This window comes from Candidatus Omnitrophota bacterium (genome assembly GCA_026387175.1).
Lineage (GTDB): Bacteria > Omnitrophota > Gorgyraeia > 2-01-FULL-45-10 > 2-01-FULL-45-10 > CAIMPC01.
Genome location: JAPLME010000012.1, coordinates 13567 through 36347, shown reverse-complemented (window position 1 = coordinate 36347; position 22781 = coordinate 13567). Strand labels below are relative to the sequence as shown.

At 48.0% G+C, this 22781-nt stretch carries 24 protein-coding genes and 4 tRNA genes; 20 read left to right on the top strand and 8 right to left on the bottom strand.

All coding sequences use genetic code 11. The features are described 5' to 3' along the window. Positions 1-2 precede the first annotated feature (2 nt). From glmS to dnaA, 8 genes are all read right to left on the bottom strand, one after another. Entirely contained in the window at positions 3-1865 is a 1863-nt protein-coding gene (gene glmS / locus NTY76_07460) for a glutamine--fructose-6-phosphate transaminase (isomerizing) (GenBank protein ID MCX5678922.1), read from the bottom strand. A 4-nt stretch (positions 1866-1869) separates the two neighbouring features. Next, the gene (gene nagA, locus NTY76_07455) at positions 1870-2955 is read right to left on the bottom strand and encodes an N-acetylglucosamine-6-phosphate deacetylase (protein ID MCX5678921.1); all 1086 of its coding nucleotides are present in this window, start codon (positions 2953-2955) and stop codon (positions 1870-1872) included. A 113-nt stretch (positions 2956-3068) separates the two neighbouring features. Beyond that, positions 3069-3146, bottom strand: a tRNA-Glu gene (locus tag NTY76_07450). 6 nt (positions 3147-3152) lie between these two features. After that, the gene (gene gyrA, locus NTY76_07445) at positions 3153-5750 is read right to left on the bottom strand and encodes a DNA gyrase subunit A (GenBank protein MCX5678920.1); all 2598 of its coding nucleotides are present in this window, start codon (positions 5748-5750) and stop codon (positions 3153-3155) included. An 80-nt stretch (positions 5751-5830) separates the two neighbouring features. Further along, positions 5831-8311 carry a DNA topoisomerase (ATP-hydrolyzing) subunit B gene (gene gyrB / locus NTY76_07440; GenBank protein ID MCX5678919.1) on the bottom strand — a complete coding sequence of 827 codons (2481 nt, stop codon included), beginning with the start codon at positions 8309-8311 and terminating at the stop codon, positions 5831-5833. Then, entirely contained in the window at positions 8308-8652 is a 345-nt protein-coding gene (locus tag NTY76_07435; GenBank protein MCX5678918.1) for a DciA family protein, read from the bottom strand. The genes gyrB and NTY76_07435 overlap by 4 nt, the downstream gene beginning before the upstream one ends. Beyond that, a complete protein-coding gene (gene dnaN / locus NTY76_07430; GenBank protein ID MCX5678917.1) occupies positions 8624-9721 on the bottom strand; it encodes a DNA polymerase III subunit beta in 1098 nt (365 codons plus the stop codon). Before dnaN ends, NTY76_07435 begins: the two co-directional genes overlap by 29 nt. Positions 9722-9891: 170 nt before the next feature. After that, positions 9892-11265: a chromosomal replication initiator protein DnaA gene (dnaA, locus tag NTY76_07425; GenBank protein MCX5678916.1), complete on the bottom strand. Its 1374-nt coding sequence runs from the start codon at positions 11263-11265 to the stop codon at positions 9892-9894. A gap of 239 nt (positions 11266-11504) precedes the next feature. Between dnaA and rpmH the strand changes: the two genes are divergently transcribed. The 20 genes from rpmH to rplT all read left to right on the top strand — a co-directional run bounded on the left by rpmH (position 11505) and on the right by rplT (position 22781). Beyond that, positions 11505-11642, top strand: coding sequence for a 50S ribosomal protein L34 (gene rpmH, locus NTY76_07420; GenBank protein MCX5678915.1), 138 nt, complete (start codon positions 11505-11507; stop codon positions 11640-11642). Further along, entirely contained in the window at positions 11639-11998 is a 360-nt protein-coding gene (gene rnpA / locus NTY76_07415; GenBank protein ID MCX5678914.1) for a ribonuclease P protein component, read from the top strand. The genes rpmH and rnpA overlap by 4 nt, the downstream gene beginning before the upstream one ends. Further along, complete coding sequence (yidD, locus tag NTY76_07410; protein ID MCX5678913.1) at positions 11995-12213, top strand: membrane protein insertion efficiency factor YidD; 219 nt, start codon at positions 11995-11997, stop codon at positions 12211-12213. Before rnpA ends, yidD begins: the two co-directional genes overlap by 4 nt. Positions 12214-12219: 6 nt before the next feature. Next, on the top strand, positions 12220-13797 hold the full coding sequence (gene yidC / locus NTY76_07405) for a membrane protein insertase YidC (GenBank protein MCX5678912.1): 1578 nt from the start codon (positions 12220-12222) through the stop codon (positions 13795-13797). Positions 13798-13898: 101 nt separating this feature from the next. Next, a complete protein-coding gene (locus NTY76_07400; GenBank protein MCX5678911.1) occupies positions 13899-14726 on the top strand; it encodes an AAA family ATPase in 828 nt (275 codons plus the stop codon). After that, positions 14726-15601: a ParB/RepB/Spo0J family partition protein gene (locus tag NTY76_07395; protein MCX5678910.1), complete on the top strand. Its 876-nt coding sequence runs from the start codon at positions 14726-14728 to the stop codon at positions 15599-15601. The genes NTY76_07400 and NTY76_07395 overlap by 1 nt, the downstream gene beginning before the upstream one ends. Positions 15602-15653: 52 nt before the next feature. Continuing rightward, on the top strand, positions 15654-16151 hold the full coding sequence (locus NTY76_07390; GenBank protein ID MCX5678909.1) for a nucleoside-diphosphate kinase: 498 nt from the start codon (positions 15654-15656) through the stop codon (positions 16149-16151). Positions 16152-16163: 12 nt separating this feature from the next. Further along, positions 16164-17042: a YicC family protein gene (locus tag NTY76_07385; GenBank protein MCX5678908.1), complete on the top strand. Its 879-nt coding sequence runs from the start codon at positions 16164-16166 to the stop codon at positions 17040-17042. Next, positions 17039-17638, top strand: a complete 600-nt coding sequence (gene gmk, locus NTY76_07380) for a guanylate kinase (GenBank protein MCX5678907.1) — start codon at positions 17039-17041, stop codon at positions 17636-17638. Before NTY76_07385 ends, gmk begins: the two co-directional genes overlap by 4 nt. Then, positions 17631-17834, top strand: coding sequence for a DNA-directed RNA polymerase subunit omega (gene rpoZ, locus NTY76_07375; GenBank protein MCX5678906.1), 204 nt, complete (start codon positions 17631-17633; stop codon positions 17832-17834). The genes gmk and rpoZ overlap by 8 nt, the downstream gene beginning before the upstream one ends. Next, a complete protein-coding gene (locus NTY76_07370; protein MCX5678905.1) occupies positions 17831-18376 on the top strand; it encodes a hypothetical protein in 546 nt (181 codons plus the stop codon). The genes rpoZ and NTY76_07370 overlap by 4 nt, the downstream gene beginning before the upstream one ends. Then, a complete protein-coding gene (locus NTY76_07365) occupies positions 18373-19029 on the top strand; it encodes a phosphopantothenoylcysteine decarboxylase (GenBank protein MCX5678904.1) in 657 nt (218 codons plus the stop codon). Before NTY76_07370 ends, NTY76_07365 begins: the two co-directional genes overlap by 4 nt. A gap of 19 nt (positions 19030-19048) precedes the next feature. Then, complete coding sequence (locus NTY76_07360) at positions 19049-19507, top strand: DUF1559 domain-containing protein (GenBank protein MCX5678903.1); 459 nt, start codon at positions 19049-19051, stop codon at positions 19505-19507. A gap of 26 nt (positions 19508-19533) precedes the next feature. Continuing rightward, positions 19534-19608, top strand: a tRNA-Cys gene (locus NTY76_07355). Between the two features lie 45 nt (positions 19609-19653). Continuing rightward, positions 19654-19730, top strand: a tRNA-Val gene (locus NTY76_07350). Between the two features lie 82 nt (positions 19731-19812). Continuing rightward, positions 19813-19899: transfer RNA gene (locus NTY76_07345), tRNA-Leu, on the top strand. A 26-nt stretch (positions 19900-19925) separates the two neighbouring features. Beyond that, positions 19926-21641: a threonine--tRNA ligase gene (gene thrS / locus NTY76_07340; protein MCX5678902.1), complete on the top strand. Its 1716-nt coding sequence runs from the start codon at positions 19926-19928 to the stop codon at positions 21639-21641. A 20-nt stretch (positions 21642-21661) separates the two neighbouring features. After that, positions 21662-22171: a translation initiation factor IF-3 gene (gene infC / locus NTY76_07335; GenBank protein ID MCX5678901.1), complete on the top strand. Its 510-nt coding sequence runs from the start codon at positions 21662-21664 to the stop codon at positions 22169-22171. A 36-nt stretch (positions 22172-22207) separates the two neighbouring features. Continuing rightward, a complete protein-coding gene (rpmI, locus tag NTY76_07330; protein ID MCX5678900.1) occupies positions 22208-22408 on the top strand; it encodes a 50S ribosomal protein L35 in 201 nt (66 codons plus the stop codon). Positions 22409-22433: 25 nt separating this feature from the next. Further along, positions 22434-22781 carry a 50S ribosomal protein L20 gene (gene rplT / locus NTY76_07325; protein MCX5678899.1) on the top strand — a complete coding sequence of 116 codons (348 nt, stop codon included), beginning with the start codon at positions 22434-22436 and terminating at the stop codon, positions 22779-22781.

The following is a 22781-nucleotide window of genomic DNA, read 5'->3' as shown; positions in this document are numbered from 1 at the left end:
CGCTATTCTACCGTTACGGATTTGGCGAGATTTCTGGGTTGATCGATATCATACCCGAATTCAAACGCCACATAGTAGGCCAAAAGCTGAAGCGGGATCACCGCCAGAAGCGGCGAGAAGAGCTCTTCTACCGATGGTATTTCGATAGTGTAGTTCACATTATGGTGCATTATCTCTTTGTCGCCTTCGGTAACCATAGCTATCACTATGCCGCCGCGCGTCTTTATCTCCTGTATATTCGAAAGCATCTTATCGTAGGTCTTTGACTTTACCGCGATACAGACGACCCACGGGTTCTCGTCGATAAGCGCTATCGGCCCGTGTTTCATTTCACCGGCAGGATACCCTTCGGCGCTGATATAAGATATCTCTTTCAGTTTCAGCGCGCCCTCAAGCGCGTTTGGATAATTTATATTGCGCGCCATATATAAGAAATACGATTTATTGTGTTTCGAGTGGTAATATTTTTTAAACTCCTGGGCATACGCCGCCAGTATATTATAATCGGACCTGTATTCGTCCAGGAGCCCGTTCATCAGCGCGGCGCATTTTTTAAATTCTTTGATAAGCGTCCTTAACCCGGGTGGAGAGATCGTCCTTTTGATACACGCGAGATACAGCGTGATCAGATAGAATATCGCAAGCTGCGCGGTATAGGCCTTGGTAGACGCCACCGCTATCTCGGGGCCAGCATGCGTATATATGACGCCGTGAGCTTCTCGAGCGATCGAACTGCCCAGCACGTTACAGATCGCGAGCACCTTACATCCCTTCTTCCTGGCTTCTCTGAGGGCCGCAAGGCTATCCGCCGTTTCGCCCGACTGCGATACTATGATGACGAGCGTATCTTTATCCACCACCGGGCTCCGGTAGCGGAACTCGCTTGAAGTATCGACGAGGCAGGGGACCTTCACATACTCCTCTATCATATATTTGCCGGTAAGCCCGGCATGATAGGCGGTGCCGCACGCCACTATCGCTATATTCTTAAAACGTTTAAAATCCGCTTCTTTTATCTTAAGCTCGTCGAATTCGACTCTGCCGTCCTTTATCCTTTCATCTATGATCTTTTCTACTACATCTCCCTGTTCGAATATCTCCTTCAGCATAAAGTGTTTATAGCCGGCCTTTTCCGCCTGGCTTATATCCCATTTTATTCTGGAAGGTTTCTTTTGTACAATACGGCCCGCCGTATCTTTCACGGTCACGGACTCCTTCGTGATCGTCACTATATCGTAATTATCGAGATATATGACATCATGCGTGTAGTCCAGGATAGCCGGCACATCGCTTGCGAGGAAATTTTCGTCTTTGCCGACCCCGACTATGAGAGGCGAATCGAGCCTGGCCCCTACCACTTTCCACGGCTCGTCTTTATGGATCACCGCGATGGCATAAGAGCCCTTCAGCATCTTGACGGCTCTACGCACCGCTTCTTCCAGGTCATTCTTATAAAGCTCCTCCACGAGATGAGGTATTACTTCGGTATCCGTTTCCGAGACGAATTTGTGCCCTCTCTTTTTTAACTCGTTCTTAAGCTTGAGATAGTTCTCGATTATACCGTTATGCACCACCGCTATCTTTCCGGCGCAATCGCGGTGAGGGTGGGCATTGGCATCACTGGGAACGCCATGGGTGGCCCATCTGGTGTGACCTATTCCGACACTGCCTTCGATAGGGTTGCCGGAAAGTTCTGAGGCAAGAACCTTCAATTTTCCCTGCTTCTTCACTATGCTTACCTTGCCGGCGGTATTGAGTATCGCCGCGCCGGCGGAATCATAGCCTCTGTATTCAAGACGGCTCAGGCCTTTCAGAATCACATCCTGGGCCTTTTTGCTTCCCACATATCCTACTATTCCGCACATACTATCAAAAACCTCTTTTCCGATAGGCTATTTTACCACGCGCGATCGTCATTTTTACATCAAAATTTTTGTCGAATATTACGATATCGGCATCTTTCCCCCGCGCGATGGATCCTTTAAAAGCGTCAATGCCCAGGAGCCTGGCCGGATTTATCGTCGCGAAAGCCACCGCGTCTTTGAGCTGGACTCCACAGGATCGCACCGCGTTCTTTACTGCTTCTATCATCGTAAGGCGTGAGCCTGCTATGGTGCCGTCCTTTAGCCTGTATACTCCCCCGCTTATCCCGCAGCCATGCGCCTCAGCCCGCACCGAGTCGGTTATTAATATTATATTTTTGCGCTTTGCGGCAATCGCCAGACGCAATAATGCCGCCCGAACATGTATTAAATCGCATATGATCTCGATCCAGACATGTTTATCGGCCAGGCATGCGATCGCGGCGCTGTCTTCATTGCTGGAAACACGGCGCATCCCGTTAAACAAATGCGTGGCATGAGTCATGCCGGCATCTATGCCTTTGATCCCCTCTTCATAACCGGCATTTGTGTGCCCCATCGACGCTATTATACCGTTTTTCCTTAAAATCCGTATCAGCTCTCCGGCGCCTTTGAGCTCGGGCGCAAGAGTCACGATCCTTAGAAGACCCCCGCATCTTTTAATTATCCCGCGGAGTTCACGCGGAGAGGGCGGCTTTATAAATCTTTTATCTTGAGCGCCCGATTTCTCTTTGCTGATGAATGGCCCTTCGAGCCTCAAGCCCAGCGCAGAAGGGCCAAGCGCGTCGGTATCTCTAAAATGTTTGATCGAATTTACCGACCTCGCGATGTCTCCGGGCAAGCCGCATGATATGGCGGGGACTATCGCCGTGGTGCCGTATCTTATTTCGTATGGGAATATTTTCGCCGGATCGCCGTGAATATGGGAATCGATAAAGCCCGGCGAGATGAAAAAACCTTTCGCGTCGATCGTATCCGCATTATGAAATGCGGCGGCTTTGCCGAGGCGTTTTATCCTGCCGTTTTCGATAAGAAGGGTGGTATTTTTTACTATGGCGCTTTGTAAAATTATTTGTCCATTTACAATCTGCATCCTGGCTCCACGGGGGCCATCCCAAAAAGGGACACCCTGTAATAAATAAACTTAAAGGGGCGGGGGTTGAGATTGCAGGGTGTCCCTTTTTGGGATGGCCCCATCGTGTAGAATGGCGTCCCCACGGGGATTCGAACCCCGGTCGTCAGAATGAAAATCTGATGTCCTAGGCCAGACTAGACGATGGGGACGCTGAATTATTTTCTTTTGATTTTTTTAGCCTTTGGCTTTGCCGCGGGCTTCTTTCCCGGAGCCGCTTCCTTGACAGGCTCTTTTTTCGTTTCTTTCACTTCGGCTTTTTGCGGCTCAGGCGCTTTTACGCTATCTTGAGGAATAGCGGCAGGAATGGCCTCTACCACTTTCTCCGTTTCCTCTTCAGGCACTATCTTAGCCATCGACGCCACCACGTCATGAGCGTCAAGCTTCATCAGCCTGACCCCTTGAGTGGAACGGCCTGTGGTACGAACGTCTTTCACCGGGCAGCGGACCACCATTCCCTTTTCGGTGACGAGCATAAGCTCGTCTTTATCCGAAACGGTCCTTAAGCCCACGGCCTCGCCATTCCTACCCGTAACTTTAATATTTATAATACCTTTCCCGCCTCGGGTTTGCAACCTGTATTCCTTGAATAAGGTCCTCTTCCCAAATCCCAGGCCCGTGACGGTAAGGATCGTCTGGTCGGGGTCCACTATCTCCATGGCTATAACGGCGTCTTTCTTGCCCAGCCTTATTCCGCGCACGCCTTTCGCGGAGCGGCCCATATCGCGCACCTGCTCTTCCTTGAAGCGTATGGCTTTGCCTTCGCGAGTGGCGAGCAGTATCTCATTGGAGCCGTTGGTCATTTTGACGCCGATGAGCTCATCCCCTTTTTCCAACCCCATACCTATGATGCCCCCCTTGCGTGGGTTCGAATAGGCCTGAAGATCCGTTTTCTTTATCGAACCGGTCTTTGTCGCCATAACGAGAAAGTGCCCATCCTTGTATTCTCTCACGGGCACAAAGGCGCTTATCTTCTCGCCGGGGCCGATTGCCAGAAGATTTATGATCGCTTTACCTTTAGAGCTGCGCCCCGCTTCGGGTATCTCATGAACTTTAAGCCAGTGCACCACACCCTTATCGGTAAAGAAGAGCAGCGAGTCATGGGTCGAGGCCACGAATAAGTGCTCTATAAAATCCTCTTCTTTTATATCGGCCCCGGCCACGCCCCTGCCGCCGCGGTGCTGCTTGCGATAGCTGGAGATCGGAAGCCTCTTAATGTAGCCGCCGTGGCTCATCGTGATAACAACGTCTTCTTCTGTTATCAGATCCTCTATCTCGAGCTCCTCCGCCTCCGGAGCGATTTCAGTCCTTCTCTCGTCGCCGAATTTCTCCGCAAGCTCCTTAGTTTCGTCTTTGATGATCTGCAATACCAGTTTCTCGCTGTCGAGTATCGACTTATAATACTCTATCTTCTTTATAAGCTCGAGATACTCTTTGTCGATCTTTTCGCGCTCCAGATTTGTGAGACGCTGCAGTTGCATCTCCAGGATCGCCTGCGCCTGCTTGTCCGAAAGATCAAACTTTTCGATAAGGGCGGCTTTCGCGACCTGGGGATCTTTAGATTCCCTTATAAGCTTTATTATCTTATCGAGGTTCTTGAGCGCAATTTTCAAGCCTTCCAGGATATGCGCCCGGTCCTGCGCTTTCTCAAGATCGAACCGCGTCCTCCTCACAATGATATCTTTCCTGTGCTTTATGAATTCGACGAGCATGTCTTTCAGGTTCAGGACCTTGGGACGCCCGTCGACGAGAGCCAGCATAATGACGCCGAATGTCTGCTGCATCTGGGTATGCTTGTAGAGCAGGTTCAATACCACCCGCGCGATAGCCCCGCGCCTCAGCTCTATAACGATACGCATTCCGTCTTTATCGGATTCGTCTCTCAGGTCCGTGATACCGTCTATCTTTTTCTCCTGGACGAGATCGGCGATCGATTCGATGAGGTTTGATTTGTTGACCATGTACGGGATCTCTTTAATAATAATGGCCTCTTTCCCGCTCTTCATCTCCTCTATAAAGGCCTTCGCGTGTATCCTTAAGAGCCCGCGGCCCGTCAGGTAAGCGTTCCTTATACCCTCGTATCCTTTTATTATCCCGCCCGTCGGAAAGTCGGGTCCCTTTATCTTCTTCAATAGTTCCTTGGGTTCGCATGCGGGGTTCTCTATTATATGTATTATGGCATCCGCCACTTCTTTTAAATTATGCGGGGGGATATTCGTCGCCATTCCGACGGCGATACCGCTCGAGCCGTTTACCAGGAGGTTGGGCAGGCATGACGGCAGCACGGTCGGCTCCTCCAGAGACCCGTCGAAGTTTGGCGCGAAATCGACCGTGTTTTTGTCGATGTCGAGAAGCATCCAGTCCGTGATATGTTCGAGCCTGGCCTCAGTGTACCTCATCGCCGCCGCGGAATCTCCGTCGATAGATCCAAAATTTCCCTGGCCGTCGACAAGCGGGTAACGCAGGCTGAAACTCTGCGCCATGCGGACAAGTGTATCGTAGATGGAGGCGTCTCCGTGCGGATGATATTTACCGAGCACCTCTCCGACGATCCTGGCGCTCTTCTTGTGCGGCTTGTTGTGTTCGAGCCCCAACTCTCTCATAGCGTAAAGCACTCTCCTGTGCACGGGTTTCAACCCGTCGCGTATATCGGGCAGGGCCCTGCCGACTATTACGCTCATCGCGTAATTTATATACGAATCCTTCATCTCCTCTTCTATACATCTGGGCGTTACTTTTTCATTAAGCGCGTACATATCACTCCTAGTTTATTAAGCCTTCTTGTATGCTAAGTGCCGATATCCCTGATATCGGCCTTGTAATAGCTATAAATTAATTATATGTCCAATACCTTGACTTCGTGGGCGTGCTTCTCGATGAACTCTCTCCTCGGCTCGACCGCTTCACCCATCAATATCGTAAACATAGAATCGGCGGCTACGGCATCTTCCAGGGTAACCTGCAATAGAGTCCTCTTCTCCGGGTCCATCGTAGTCTCCCAGAGCTGGTGCGGGTTCATCTCTCCGAGCCCTTTATACCTCTGTATGCTCATTCCCTGCTTGCCCGTATCTATTATAAACCTTAAGATCTCCTTAAGATCGCAAAAACTGTGCTTACCATTTTCGGTCTTTATGAAATACTTGTGCTTGGCCCCCTCGCCGGCTTCATAATCCTCGATGTCCAGCCCCAGCTTTTCGATCCTCTCTATTATCTTCTCTATCTCCCTCGCCTCATAAAACTCCGTATATTTCGGGGTCTTTACCTGCAGCTCTTCCGCAGGCGGGGCTTCTTTTTCCTTTTTCTTCGACCCCTTTTCTTCCAATTGAACATACTTGGCCAATTCGTCGTCATTATACAAAAACTGGTCTTCTCCCTCCACTTTGACCATATAAAGTGGCAGTTTTTTGGTCTTCTTATGTCTAAAACTAAGGTATTTTGAGAAACTTACTCCATGTCTATCTACTGCGTTAGTTAGACTGGTAAGCTCTACCAGGGCATCCAACGCGCTTTTTAGCTGCTTATCCGTGAATTCGTTCTTATCCTTAGCCCTTACAAGCGTAGCCCCTTCCGCGCCCAATTCTAATAACAGATTATTAAGAGTATCTTCGGTCTGTATATATTCCTCTCTCTTGCCTCTCTTTATCTTATATAAGGGCGGCTGGGCGATATATATATAACCTTTTTCCAATAACGCAAGCATCTGCCTGTATACAAATGTCAATAGAAGCGTCCTTATGTGCGAACCGTCGACATCGGCATCGCACATTATTATAATCTTATGGTATCTCAGCTTTTCGAGGTTGAACTCCTCACCCACGCTTGTGCCTATCGCGGTTATTATGGTCCTTATCTCTTCGTTGTTGAGGATCTTGTCAAGTCTCGATTTTTCTACGTTCAGTATCTTGCCTTTTAACGGCAATATCGCCTGGAACCGCCTGTCGCGCCCCTGCTTGGCCGAACCTCCGGCGCTGTCTCCTTCGACCAGGTACAGCTCACATACCGCGGCATCAGTCTCCTGACAGTCCGCCAGCTTGCCCGGAAGGGCCGCCCCTTCCAGCGCGCCTTTACGCCTGGTGAGCTCGCGCGCTTTCCTGGCGGCTTCGCGCGCTCTTGAGGCCAGCACTGCCTTCTCGATTATCTTATTGGCGATGGGCGGGTTCTCCTCGATGAATGAGGTGAGCGCCTCGTTCACTATCGCCTCGACTATTCCTTCGACTTCGGAATTGCCCAGCTTCGTCTTGGTCTGCCCCTCATACTGAGGGTTCGGGACCTTCACGCTTATTACGGCGGTCAACCCTTCCCTCACGTCCTCCCCCGACATCGCCGGGTCGCTCTCTTTTAAAAGTTTACGTGACTTACAATATTGGTTTATCGTCCTGGTGAGCGCCGACTTGAAGCCGGTCAGGTGCGTCCCGCCCTCGATGGTATTGATATTATTGGCGAACGTGAATATATTTTCGCCGTATCCGTCATTATACTGTATGGCGACCTCCGCCTGGATACCGTCCTTCTCTTTTTCGAAATATATGACTTTCTTGTGCAGCACGTTCTTATTTTTATTTAGAAATTCGACGAACGAGATTATACCGCCGGAGAACTGGAACTCCTCGAATTTATCCTTTGCCCTCTCGTCTTTCAGCGTTATCTTCACGTTCTTATTGAGGAAGGCGAGCTCTCTGAGGCGGTTCGCGAGGGCGTCGAAACTGTAGACGATCCCGCCTTTATCGAATATCTCCTTGTCCGCCTTAAACGTGACGCGGGTGCCGTTCTCTTTCGTATTTCCTATGGTCTTCAGCTTCTCGGACGTTCTCCCCTTCTCAAAACCTATGTGGTATATCTTGCCTTCTCTCTTCACCTCGACATCGAGCCATTCGGAGAGCGCGTTGACGCACGAGACTCCGACGCCGTGAAGGCCCCCGGCGACTTTATATACCCTGTGGTCGAATTTGCCGCCGGCATGGAGAGTCGTCAGCACTACCTCGACCGCGGGCTTCCCCTGGGTCTTGTGGATGTCGACGGGGATGCCGCGCCCGTCGTCGATCACGGTAACGGAATTGTCCGCATGCACGATGACATCTATGGTCGTCGCGTAACCGCCCATGCATTCGTCTATGGAGTTATCGACTACCTCGTAGACGAGATGGTGGAGCCCGCGCTGGGTGGTGTCGCCGATATACATCGCCGGACGCTTCCTTACGGCGTCCACGCCTTCCAAGACCGTTATTGTGGTAGCATCGTATTTCTTTACCGCGGCGGCTTTTTCCTTGCTGCCTTGTGAATTTTTTTCTTCCGTCTTCTTCATCTTCTTCTCTTTCATTTGGTATCCTTTATATCGCCTATTCGAAACCTTAATTCTTTAATTTTTTTCCCTTTTAATTCCGCTTCCAGCATCTTCATTATCTCTTTTTTCCGTACGGTCAGCTCGTACAGCCAGCTGGAGCTTGCCACGCTCACGATAAGGCTCGCTTTCTTAAACGAGACGGGCTTCGAATGCCTGGCGGCCGCATCCCCGGCGGCTCTTCTCCAGGCGGCCTCTATCTCCTCTTCGCCGAGGCGCTCTTTACCGCTCAGCCCCTCTATAACTTTATTTATGAGCTGGCTGAAATGTTCCGCGCCTTTGTTGCCGCCCTTAGCTTGGCTGTCTGGGCATGACCACATAGACATACTCATCCGCGATCCTCACAACGCCCGGCTTCTCTGCGTCGACGAGCTCCAGGGCTATCGTCTCCTGGTCCACATTCTTCAATAAGCTTATAAGATAATCGGGGTTGAACCCGATCGACAGCTCTTTTCCTTTATACTGCGCCGTTAACTCTACGCGAGCTTCTCCCGTATGAGGGTCACTCTTCGATAAAACCATCTTGTCCTTGGCCGCATCCACCCTGACGAACATCGAGTCGGGGCTTGTGAAGAGCGCGACGCGTTTTATGGCCGCCAGAAGAGCCTGCCTGGAGACGGTTATCTTTTCTTTCGTCTCTTCAGGGATCACGCGTTCATAGTTAGGAAAGTCGCCCTCGATGAGCCTGGAGACCAGCTTCGTCACCCCGGTATCGAACATCACCTGCTTCTCCGCCACCGACATCCTCACCTCTCCGTCGTCGGCCAGGATCCTGTCGAGCTCAGCTACAGCTTTCGACGGTAATATAAATTTCCCCTCGAGCGTTTTCGGAAGCTGCATCTTTTCTTCCGTCATGGCAAGGCATCTTCCGTCGGTCGCCACGAGCCTTAAACCTGAGGGTTTCAACACAAACAATATCCCGTTCAACACGTGCCTTATCTCGTCGTGGCCCGTCGCAAAACCTGTCCTGCGGAGCATCATCTTTAACCTGGATTGTTTTAATGTTACATAATTTTTGTCTTTGAATTCGGGCGGCTTGGAAAATTCCTCTTCCGACAGCCCCATTATTTTGAAGTTGCTATTGCCACACTCTATGTTGATGATATTATTCTTCTTTACCGATATCGAAATAGCCTCGCCGTCCGGCAGCTCCTTAATTATCTCCGAAAATTTTTTCGCCGGCACCGTTATCGCCCCGATTATCGATGGTTTTACGGGGATCGTGGTTATTATCCCCACATTGAAATCCGTTGCTGTTAATATTAAGTTGTCTGTTGCGGCTTTTATCAGTATATGTGACAGTATCGGCTGTACCGCTTTCGAATCTATCACCGTCTGCACGCTCTGTATACCTTTTAACAGCACATCCTTAGGCGCGGTAAATTTCATTCCCTCTACTCCCTTCGATTATTATACTAAATTAAAAAATAGCAATAGCCGTAGTAATACCTGTGGATAAGTGTATAACGTGTTAACTATCTACACCGCAATATATTATAAAAACCCACCGCTACCCAAAACCAAAAAACTTATCAACACGCCAAACAGGATACCCAGGCTTATCCTTTAATACTTTCTATTAATCGCCCCAACAAAACCTTAAAACCGTCTTTACTCTTTAAATCACCTTCCACTTTAGTGCAGGCGTGTATTACCGTAGTATGGTCGCGCCCCCCAAACTGGTCTCCTATCTCCGGAAGTGAATAATCAGTGAGCTGCCTGGCGAGATACATCGCCACCTGACGCGGGTATGCTATTGCCTTCGAGCGCTTCTTCGCTCTCATATCGGAAAGTTTTATATCGAAATACTCGCTCACCTTCTTTTGTATAAGGTCTATGGTGATCTTCTTCTCACCCTCTATGATCATGTCCTTCAACACTTCCTTAGCGAGGTCGACGGAGACCTCTTTTCCTATAAGCTTCGAATATGCGACCACACGTATAAGCGCGCCCTCCAGCTCCCTGATATTGGTCTTAACCTTTTCCGCAAGAAAATAAAAAACATCTTCAGGCAGAGTCAATGCCGCTATTTCGGACTTCCTCTTTAATATAGCTATCCTCGTCTCAAAATCAGGCGGCTGGACATCCGTCACGAGTCCGTACAAAAACCTGGATACGAGCCGTTCCTCCAGCTTGTTTATCTCCTTCGGGGGGCGGTCGCTCGTCACGACGATCTGTTTGTGCGCGTCGTATAAAGTGTTAAAAGTATGGAAGAACTCTTCCTGCGTGGAATCTTTGCCGGCGATGAAATGCACATCGTCTATCAGAAGGATATCGACGCTGCGGTACTTCTCCCTGAACTTGATCATCGATCGGTTTTGGATGGCGCTTATCATCTGGTTGGTGAAGTCCTCGCTCGAAATGTACAGGACTTTTGTCTTTGGGCTCTTCGCGAGAACACGATCCCCTATGGCGTGCATAAGATGCGTCTTACCCAGCCCTGTGCCGCCGTATATAAAGAGAGGATTATAGGCTTTCGCCGGAGAATCGGAGACCGCCATGGCCGCGGCATGGGCAAAGCGGTTGGAAGACCCGATAACAAAACTATCGAATGTATACTTGGGGTCGAGCCCCAGTTCTCTGGCGTGGTCCGGAGCGTGTTTCGAAAACGGCCAAAAACCTTTAACTTCTTTTTTCGTCTCCTCTTTCTTTGCCGCCTCGATTTCCGTGTTGGCCGACTCGTCGGCACCGAAGATAAATTCTATCTTGATTTCCGCGCCGCAGGCTTTCCTGGCGCCGGAATTCAGGACATCCATATATCTGTTCAATAACCAGTCCTGGAAAAACTTGTTTGGCACCTCCAGGATCATTTTCTCCGACGTACACGAGGAACACTTGATAGGGCTGAACCAGATATTGAACGTCTGCTCATTATCGAGCTCTTTTCTGATAATATCCAGTGCTTTTGTCCAGACGCTGCCGGAATCGCTCATTTGTCCGCCAATCTGCAGTTATCCACAATAATATTAAGCCAGTCCCACACAAAATAACAAGTTATGCACATGTTGTGCACAATGGTTTTTAACCGTTAATACGGCACAGCATGCGCTATTATATAAAAGTATGGCCCGCATTGCAAGGAAAATTGATAAAGTGAAATTAAATGATTGACTGGGCGGGCCTTTATGATATAATCTAACAACATCAAAACAGCGAAAGAGAGGAACGTAAAATGAAATATGGCCTAAAGCCCAAATCCAATATCAAGAGAAAGAAAAAACACGGATTTAGAAAAAGAATGAAGGACCGCTGGGGCAGGGAAGTATTAAAGAGACGAAGGAGAAAAGGCCGCCATAAGCTTACCGTATGATCTCCGACGAGACTTTCAGGAAAAAAGAGCATATTTTAAAGTCGAGGGAGTTCAGGGCGGTATATAAAAAAGGCAGGTCTTTCAGAAAAAACGGTTTCATTCTGTCGATAATGCCCAACGGCTTAGCCTACAACCGTATGGGTTTTTCGATAAGTTCCGCGAATGTAAGGCGAGCCTGCATTCGCAATCGCATCCGCAGGTCTTTCCGCGAAGTTTATAGAAAAAATAAACCGATCTTCAAACCGGCCTTTGATATGGTAGTGATCGTAAGGAAGGGCCCCGAAAAGAAGTTTTTGCGTAAGGAGATCGGTTGTGTTTTTTTAGCATTGGCGAAAGAAGCCGGGATTCTGCTATGAGATATTTAAAAATCGGCGCAATTTCTATTTTGAAGTTTTATCGTAAGTATTTGTCGCCCATGAACATACAATGTTGCAGGTTCTACCCATCCTGCTCAGAATATACTATAGAAGCGATCGAAAAATACGGAATATTCTCCGGATCATTTAAGGGATTAAAAAGGATACTGCGCTGTCATCCATTTTCACAAGGCGGCTACGATCCAGTAAGGTAAGCTAAAATGGAAAAAAGGCTGATATTAGCCATAGCACTATCGGTTCTTATCGTTGTGACCTTCCAATTTCTATCGCCCAAACCAGTTACTGTGCCGCCACGCGAAGCAGCCAGTCCGGTAGCGGCAGAACCTGCCAAAGATGCCGGAATTATACAGCAAGTTACTCCTAGCGTCGAGGAAAAAGAGCTCGAAGCCGAAACCGGCACCTACATATTGACATTCAGTAATATAGGCGGCGCGATAAAGAAGATCAGGCTTAAAGACTTTAAAGCATCTAATTCAACTGAAAACTTAGATTTGGTAAAATTAACTAACCCGGCAGAATACTTGCTAAATATCAGTAGCGTAACTAATACCGATATAGATAATGCTCTTTACTCATCACAGGTCTCCGGAGAGACGGTGACTTATATTCTTAGAACGGGCGATCTTGAAATAACAAAAAGGTACACATTATATAAGTCTAAGCACGGCATAGGTTTAGACATTTTAGTAAAAAATATCTCGGGATCGTCAAAACAATTTAGTTATAGGATAATAGGAGGCGCCGGCATATCCGAAGTTAATAATCAGGATAAGAGATTTGTTGAAGTCACTGCTGATATAAACGGTAAGACACTGGGCTTTAAAAGGCCGAAGCCGGGCCAGCGTATAATTAATTTAGGGATCGTAGGCTGGTCAACTCTTAAAAATAAATATTTTTCGCTCGTGCTGAAACCATTCATATCCACCAAATCCCAATTTTATAGCGAGGGTAAAAGCGGCGCCCTGGTGATGGGGATAGATACAGATGCTGTTACTATTCAGCCAAATTCTTTCATAGATAATAAGTTTGTTCTATATGCAGGGCCAAGCAGTATACCCGCATTGAAGGAACTGAATTATGGGCTTGAGACAACGGTTAATTATGGATTCTTCGGCGGAATAAGCAAAGTAATGATAACTGTAATGGGATTTTTTCATCTTGTAACACGCAGCTGGGGATTTTCGATAATATTGCTGTCGGTGTTTTTGAATATCATTCTATTCCCCCTCACTGTAAAAAGCTTTAAGTCCATGCAGAAGATGCAAGAATTACATCCTCAAATGGAACAGCTGAAGAAGCAGTATAAGGATAGCCCGGATAAATTGAATAAGGCGATAATGGAGTTATATAAGAAATATAAGATTAACCCATTGAGCGGCTGTCTGCCAATACTGCTCCAGATGCCGATATTCATAGCTTTGTATTCAGCGCTGATGAAATCCATAGAGCTGCGTAATGCAAGTTTCTTCTGGATAAGAGATCTGTCCTCCCCGGATGCGGTCAGGCTGCCCTTTACTCTGCCCTTAATCGGCAATAGCATAAATATTCTTCCTATCATAATGGTAGCGGCCATGGTTATGCAGCAGAAGATCTCCACTAAGACGATGGGCAGTGCCGTTACGGCTGAGCAAAAAGAGCAGCAAAAGATGATGTTGATTATCATGCCGATAGTATTCGGCTTTATATTTTACAGTATGCCATCGGGGCTTGTTTTATATTGGGTTGTTAACACTTTATTAACAATAACCGAGCAGGCCTCGTTAGCTAAGAATAGTTAGCATAACCTTGACTTTTTAGCTAATATAGTGTAGACTTTTGAGAAATAGAGTATAAAAATTTCCAATAAGTTATTATTGTTCCACGTGGAAAATTAATACGAATGTCTAGAACAATCGCTATATGCAATCAAAAAGGCGGTGTCGGGAAGACGACAACTGCTATTAATCTTGCCACATTTTTAGCCTTTTCAGGCAAAAGAACCCTACTTATAGATATAGATCCCCAAGGTAATGCCACCAGCGGTCTCGGTATAAATAAGCATAATATCAAAGCAAGTGTATATGAAATGCTTATCGAAGATGCTGACCCCAGATCTATTATAATAAGCAGTGGTATAGATCATTTTTCAATTATCCCTTCCACATTGAGTTTAACCGGCGCGGAAGTAGAGCTTGTAGGTATAATGGGGCGAGAATACAAGCTGAAAAAAGCAATAGCGGCTATACTCCCCGAATATGATTTCATAATAATAGACTGTCCTCCATCGCTTGGACTTTTAACGATAAATGCGCTTGCTGCAGCAGATTCTGTCCTGATACCGGTACAATGTGAATATTATGCCTTGGAGGGCCTCAGCCAGTTAGTTAATACAATAAACCTTGTTAAGGAAAACATAAATTCTGCTTTAAATATCGAAGGTGTTCTGCTTACAATGGCAGATTTCAGGACAAATTTAACAAATGAAGTGATTAATGAAGCGAGGAATTTTTTCAAAGGCAAGGTCTATAATACTGTTATACCAAGAAATGTTAAGCTTACTGAAGCGCCTGGTTTTGGCAAACCAATAGCGCTTTATGATAAGCATTCTATTGGTGCCCAGAAATATCAGGATTTTGTAAATGAATTGTTAGGCGTTGAGAAAGAAATGAAAGATAACTTCAATAGTAGCAATAACTTGCAGAATATTAGTGAAGCGGAGGTTAAATAATGGAAAAGAGAGCATTGGGCCGGGGTTTAGATGCGCTATTGACGCCGACTGCAGTTGTATCAGCATCTTCTGCCAATCTGAAGCAGTCAGGCAATGAACAGATCCTGCATATAGATACTGCGCGGATCACAACTAATAAATATCAGCCTCGTACGGATTTTAATCAGGAAAAATTAAACGAGCTTATAAGCTCTATCAAAGAAAAAGGGGTTATCCAGCCCGTCCTGGTCAGGAAGACAGCGGATGGATATGAACTGATAGCGGGAGAGAGGCGTCTCAGGGCGGTGCGGGCGATAGGGATAGAGAAGATACCCGCTATAGTGAGGAATGTCACCGATATCGATATGGTGGAGATTTCGCTTATAGAGAATATACAGCGCGAAGAGTTAAATCCCGTAGAAGAGGCATTCGCTTTCCAGAAACTCATCACGGATTTTAATTTCACGCAGGAGAAGATCGCCACAGCGCTCGGCAAGGACCGCTCGACAATAGCTAATACTATAAGGCTATTGGGCTTGCCGAAGAAGATACAGGACTATATTTCAAAGAACATTATAACTGCCGGGCACGCTAAAGCGATCCTGTCGCTTCCGGCGGAAACAGATCAGCTGAGGGTCTGCAACCTGATAGTTAAAAAAGGCCTTTCGGTCAGAGAGACCGAATGCCTGGTTGCCCGCAGGATGAGCGGGGCTAAGCCTGCGGTGGAGATAAGGAAGGATCAGAGCATAATAGATATTGAGAGCCAGTTGCAGCAGCTATTCGGGACGCGCGTCCGCATAACCCACGGTAAAAAACGAGGAGTTATCCAGATAGAATACTATTCGACCGATGATATGAACCGCATACTGGATATGCTTAACACGAAAAAGCCTTGACGAAGACCCCTCAAATTGATTAAGATATAATAATAAACATAGAGAGGAGATTATGGCAGAACAGACGTTAGTATTGATCAAGCCCGATGGATTGAGTAAATCCCTTACGGGTAACGTGCTCACCAGGCTGTCCGAAACGAAACTCGAAATAGTCGCGTGCAGGATCGTCCAGGTATCTAAAGAGCTTGCGGAGCAGCACTACGCATTATTGAAAGACAAGCCGTTTTTCACGGACCTCATCAAATATATCATGGGGGCCTACCACAAGAAAAAAGTGATGGCGCTTGTCTACTGGGGCGATGACGCGATCGGGAAAGTAAGGAAGATCTGCGGCGCCACGAACCCGGAAGAGGCAGACCCCATATCGATAAGGGGCGCTTACGGGCGCATCACGACGAAGGGTGTTTACGAAAACGTTATCCACGCGTCGGCCAATCTCGAGGAAGCGGAGAGGGAAATAAAGCTCTGGTTTTCACCGGATGAGATAATAACGGACCTCTACCCGTCGAAAAAGGTCAAAGCGACGATCGAAAAAAGAGTCTGGGCTTAAAGGGAACAAACGATGATAAGATCGATGACAGGTTTCGGCAGGGGAGCCGTTAAAGTCAAAAACGGTAAAATCTCCGTCGAGATAAAGACGGTGAACCACAAATTTTTTGATGCGGCCATTAAACTCCCGAGCAATCTGGCTGTCTTCGAAGAGAAGATAAAGGAAGTCCTTCAGAAAAAGATCATGCGCGGCAAGGTCAGCCTTAATTTAACATGTGACGGGACATTGTTAAAGGACGAGCGTTTCGCCATAAATAAGGAAGCCGCGAGAAATTATCACGACGAACTTATTAAGCTGAAGAAGCATCTCGGCCTTTCCGGAGATATAACAATAAAAGAATTAGTGGCGTTACCCGGAGTCCTGAATTATGAGGCAGGGGAAGGGGATCTCGCGAAAGCCTGGCCAAAGGTAAAGTCCGCTATCGAGAATGCCATGCGGAACCTTGTTATAGACAGGGCCAAGGAGGGAAAGGCGCTTTCGATCGATCTTTCGACGAGAGTGAAGAAGATACTGAAGCTGCTCGCTTCGATAAGGTCAAGGGCGCACCTTAATATCGACGAATACCGTAAGAGATTTGAGACGAGGGTAAAGGCGCTGACCGGCGGGCGCGATATCGATATAGGCAGGCTCGAGATGGAAGTGGCTATATTCGCGAAGAACTGCGATATCTCAGAAGAGATCACCAGGCTTAAAAATCATCTGGAAAATTTCAGCAAGACACTATCCTCCGGCGAAGAGGTCGGGAAGAAGCTGGACTTCATAGCGCAGGAGCTTCACAGGGAAATAAATACGATAGGCTCCAAGGCGAGCGATTTCAAGATCTCAAAGAATGTCATCGAGATAAAGAGCGAGATAGAAAAGATCAGGGAACAGGCGAAGAACCTAGAGTGAGAAGATCTGCTATCCGAAGCCACAAAGCCAAAGTGTTCGTAATATCCGCGCCATCGGGGTGCGGCAAGACTACGCTCTGCGACAGGCTTCTAAGGGATGGGTTCGGGCTCGCTAATTCGATTTCGATGACGACCCGGCATCCCAGGCCCGGGGAGAGAGAAGGCATCGACTATCTCTTCGTTTCGAGAAGACGCTTCCTCGGGATGGTGACGAAGAGGGCCTTTCTGGAGCATGAAGAGAATTTCGGCAACCTCTATGGAACGCCCGCGAGATTCGTAAAGGCCAACCTCGCCAAAGGCAAACCCGTTCTCCTTAGCATAGATGTTAAGGGCGCGATGAAGATCAGGCGCTCATACCCGAAGAACAGCGTCCTGATATTTATATTACCGCCGTCGATAAAAGCATTGAAAACCCGGCTTAATCTGCGCAGATCGGAAACACCTGCGGCCGTGGAGAGAAGGCTGTCGCTGGCCAAAAAAGAGATGGCTTACAAGCGCAGATACGATTACAGGATAGTAAATGATAAGCTGGAAGACGCTTACAAAACCCTTAAAAGAATAGTGATAAAGGAATTGGAGGAGACGAAGAATGCATAAAGTTGATATAGCGCATCTTTTTAATCAAACAGGAAGCTCTTATAAGCTGGTGATACTGGCTTCCCGAAGGGCTATAGAGCTTAGCGAGGGCGCGGCAAGGCTCATAGATGCGCCGCCTAATGCCAAGGCGATGAACGTGGCCATAGAAGAGATATCACAGGGTAAAATATCCTACAAAATAAATCCAGGCAAGTGAAAAAAGATAAAAAGACCATAATTTTTGGCGTTACAGGTTCGATCGCCGCCTACAAGGCATGCGAACTGACAAGCCTGCTTAAAAAAGAGGGCTTTAATGTCAGGATACTGCTTACTAAAGAAGGAAAAGAGTTTGTAACGGCGCTCACGCTCCAGACGCTTTCAAAAAATAAAGTGATTATGGATATGTTTGAAAGCCCCGAGGAGTGGAATCCCGTCCACACATCTCTGGCTGAAGAGGCGGACCTCATATTGATAGCGCCCGCTACGGCAAACATAATAGCGAAGCTCGCCTCAGGTATATGCGATGATATATTGACATGCACTGTATTCGCTTCCGATGCCCCCGTCTTGATAGCGCCTGCCATGAACGATAAGATGTATGAGCACAGGATCGTCCAGGAGAATATAGCGAAATTGAAAAAGATAGGGTATCATTTTATAGGCCCTATAAAAGGGCATCTGGCCTGCGGATGTGAAGCCATGGGCCATATAGCAGATTTAGCCGATATTCTGGCGGAAGCGAAAAGGCTGGCGAAGTGAGCGCCATCGTCAAAAAAAGACCCTCCATACTCATAACCGCAGGGCCCACACGAGAGAAGATAGACCCTGTGCGGTTCATATCGAATTATTCCACAGGAATTTTCGGATATGAATTGGCCGGTGAAGCGGTAAGGCGGGGAGCGCGCGTCACACTTGTGAGCGGTCCGACGCATCTTAAAGCGCCGCAAGGAGTTAAGCTCATAGGCGTGGAGAGCGCCCTCGAAATGAGAAATGCGGCGCTCTCGGAGCTTAAGGGGGCGGATTACGTGATAATGGCCGCCGCAGTCTCCGATTGGAGGCCGAAAAAAGCCTCCTCGCGCAAGATCAAGCGCTCTTTAGGTAAAATTACTCTCGAACTGGTAGAGAACCCGGATATATTGAGCGAGATATGCGCTCATAAGGCTGGCAGGGTGGTGGCGGGATTCGCTCTCGAGACAGAAAACCTCGAGAAGAACGCCTTGAAGAAGCTCCTGGGTAAAAATGCCGATATAATTGTGGCAAACTCCTTAAACAGGCGTTCGCGCGTATTCGGCGATAATAGATCGGATATAGTGATAATAGACAAGCTGGGCAACAAGATCAGGGTGCGCAATCGGTACAAGAGAGAGCTGTCCCATATTATCCTTGACAAGATATTAAGTTTTAATATATAGTAAAAATTTTGGGGACTATATGAGAAGCGTCTTATTGGTACAACATACTAAGAATAAAGGGGTTACCATTATAGAGCTTGTCGCGGTAGTCTCGGTATTTTTATTAATAATAGGGGCCCTTACACCATTTGTGAATATGGCGAAGGCCAGGTCGCGCAGGTTTGGCTGCGCCAATAATCTGAGAAAGATAAGCCTGGGCCTTCACGCATATGCCGCGGACCATAATGATTCTTTTCCGGGCGCGCTGGGTGAGCTTTATCCGCGATATGTGGATGCGGAGAATGTTTTCGATTGCCCCGCGACTAAAAATATAGGCACTAAAGAAAAACCCGAATATAAATATACATTCGGGCTCACAGAGATTTCGCCGCTTAAAGAGATTATAGTGGAAGACCTCGACGGGAACCACCAGAAAAGAGGCAGGAACGTATTGAGAGTGGATGGTTCCGTCGAATGGGCGGCGGGCGCGGCACGCTAGAGGGCCTGTCCGCCAAACAACTTTACGGCGGCTTAGCCAAGTGGTAAGGCAGGGGTCTGCAAAACCCCTATTCTCCGGTTCGAATCCGGAAGCCGCCTCCAATTTTGCACCGAGTTTGCTGCGGGACATATCAATAAGTGTAGCATGGGCAGTTAGCGCAGTTGGTTAGCGCACCACGTTGACATCGTGGGGGTCAGAGGTTCGAGTCCTCTACTGCCCACCATATTAACTGTAGTTTGACAATTGTTTTATATGGTAAGCTCGGGAGGACTCGAAGCGAGTCCTCTACTGCGCAGGAAAAGTCAGCCGGGATGGCGAAATTGGCAGACGCAAGGGATTTAAAATCCCTCGGCCGCAAGGCCATGTGGGTTCGACCCCCTCTCCCGGCACCATTTTACTTTGCCAAGACAAGGAACTTATGGACTTAAATATATTAAGGCACAGCACATCGCATATTATGGCGCAGGCGGTGAAGGTATTATGGCCGGACGTTAAGCTCGGCATTGGCCCTTCGATCGCCGACGGGTTCTATTACGATTTCGATAAAGCGGAACCTTTTGAGCCCGAGGACCTGGAAAAGATCGAGGAGAAGATGCTCGAGATAATCCGGGCGGACTATAAGTTTGAACATTCGGAACTGACCAAGGAAGAAGCGGCGAAGCTATTTAAGAAAAAGGGTGAAAAGTATAAGCTCGAACTGATAAAAGAGATACCGGACGAGAAAGTCAGTATTTATAAAGACGGTAATTTTGTTGACCTCTGCCGCGGACCGCACATAGAGTCGACCGGACAAGTCAAAGCATTCAAACTATTGTCTATCGCGGGAGCTTATTGGCACGGCATAGAGACCAACCCTATGTTGCAGAGGATATATGGCACGGCTTTCGAGACAGAGGAAGCTCTCGGCAACTACCTGACCCTTATGGAAGAGGCCCGCAAGCGTGACCACAGGGTTCTCGGCAAACAGCTCGAATATTTCAGCTTTAATGAAGAGGTGGGCCCCGGGCTTGTCCTTTACCATCCCAAGGGCGCGATGCTCCGGTGCCTGATCGAGGATTATATAAGGAAAGAACATTTAAAACGCGGCTATCAGTTAGTGGTCGGCCCGCATGTGATGAAGAGCGACATATGGATACAGTCGGGGCACTTCGAATATTATAAAGAGAATATGTATACATTTAAGATAGAGGGGCAGGAGTATGCGATAAAACCGATGAATTGCCCCGGCCATATACTCGTATATAAATCCAAGACAAGGAGCTACAAGGACCTGCCGATAAAATATTTTGAGCTGGGCACGGTTTACCGGAATGAAAAATCGGGAGTGCTGCACGGCCTATTGCGCGTAAGAGGATTTACGCAGGATGACGCCCATATATTCTGCCTCAGGGAACAGGTGGAAGATGAGATAATAAAGGTGATAGATTTTGTAATAGACACGTTAAATGTCTTCGGTTTCGAGGATTTCGTGGTCGAGCTATCGACCAGGCCCGCTAAATCGATCGGGAACGACGAAGACTGGGACGCCGCGCATCACGCGCTCTCAAGCGCGTTAAAGAAAAAATACATAAGATACAGCGTTAATGAAGGCGACGGCGCTTTTTACGGCCCTAAGATAGATATAAAGTTAAAAGACGCTTTAAAGCGTGAATGGCAATGCGCGACCATACAATGTGACTTCGCGCTGCCGGAGAGATTCGATCTCAAATATATAGGCGAGGACGGAAAAGAGTACCGGCCGATAATGCTGCACCGCGTTATCCTGGGCTCTCTCGAAAGATTTACCGGAGCGCTCATTGAGCATTTTGCCGGGGCGCTGCCGCTATGGTTATCCCCGACGCAGGTGATCATAATACCGGTTTCGGAGAAAGTGATCAGCTATGCGAAGAAAGTGGAGAGGATGTTGACCGAGAACGGTTTTCGCGCGGAGCTCGACCACAGGAATGAAAGGCTCCAGAAAAAGGTCCGCGACGCGGAAGTGGAGAAGGTGCCTTATATGCTGATCGTGGGCGAAAAAGAAGCAGCCGATGAATCGCTTTCGGTGCGGTCGAAAGCTCAGGGAGAGATGGGCCGCCTTATGATAGATGAGTTTATTCAGATGATGAAGAAAGAGGTGCAGGAGAAAGTCAAATAAGAAAGGAAGGGTGATCGGGTATCGCAAGACAAGAGCTTAGAATAAATAACAGGATACGGGTAAGGGAAGTTAGGGTGGTGGGCGAGGCCGGAGAGCAGCTGGGAGTTATGGCCACGCCGGATGCGATAAGGTGCGCGGAGGAAGCCGGGCTCGACCTCGTCGAGGTAGCGCCGACTGCCGTACCTCCCGTATGCAGAATAATAGATTACTCTAAGTACAAATACGAGCAGGAGAAGAGGGAGAAGGAAGCCCGTAAGAAACAGCGCGTTATACATATCAAGGAAGTGAGGATGAGCCCGAAGATCGGCGAGCATGATTATCAGTTCAAGCTCCACAATCTGCAGGACTTTCTGAAACGCGGAGATAAGGTCAAAGTCACGATGATGTTCAAGGGCCGCGAGATGTCCCATATAGATCTCGGGCGCAAGATTCTCGACAGGCTGGCGAGCGACATATCGGCGATAGGTGAAATCGAAGAAGCCCCAAGGCTCGAGGGCCGCATCATCGGGATGGTGATAAGGGCAAAGTAAGGCTAAAATTTAATATAGATAGCGCAAGGAGAAGAGATGCCGAAACTAAAGACAAACAAGAGCGCGAAGAAGAGAATAAGGATTTCAAAAAGAGGTAAAGGAAAGCATTTCAGGGCTGGCAGGGGCCATCTCTTGATGATGAAAACGCCGAAGAGAAAAAGGCATATGGGAAGGCCCGCGGCGATCGCGGAAGGCGAGATGAAGTCGATACGCAAGATACTGCCTTACGGAGCATAGCAGTAATTACCAGGAGGAATAAGTAATGCCAAAAGTCAAACATGCTGTCGCGGCAAGACGGCGCAGGAAAAGAGTATTGAAAGCAGCCGAGGGCCAGTGGGGCGGAAGGTCACGTTTCCAGAAACGCGCCAGAGAATCTGTGGCGAAGGGAATGATGTACAGCTACAGGGACCGCAAGGCGCGGAAGAGAGACTTCAGGTCACTCTGGATAGCCAGGATCAATGCCGCCTGTAAAGAGAACGGCATATCATACTCGAGGTTCATAGCGGGCCTCAATAAGATAAAGGTCCTTCTCGATAGGAAGGTTCTTGCGGACATTGCCGTTACCGATAAGAAGGTATTCGCGAAATTGGTAGAAGCCGTTAAGATTTAG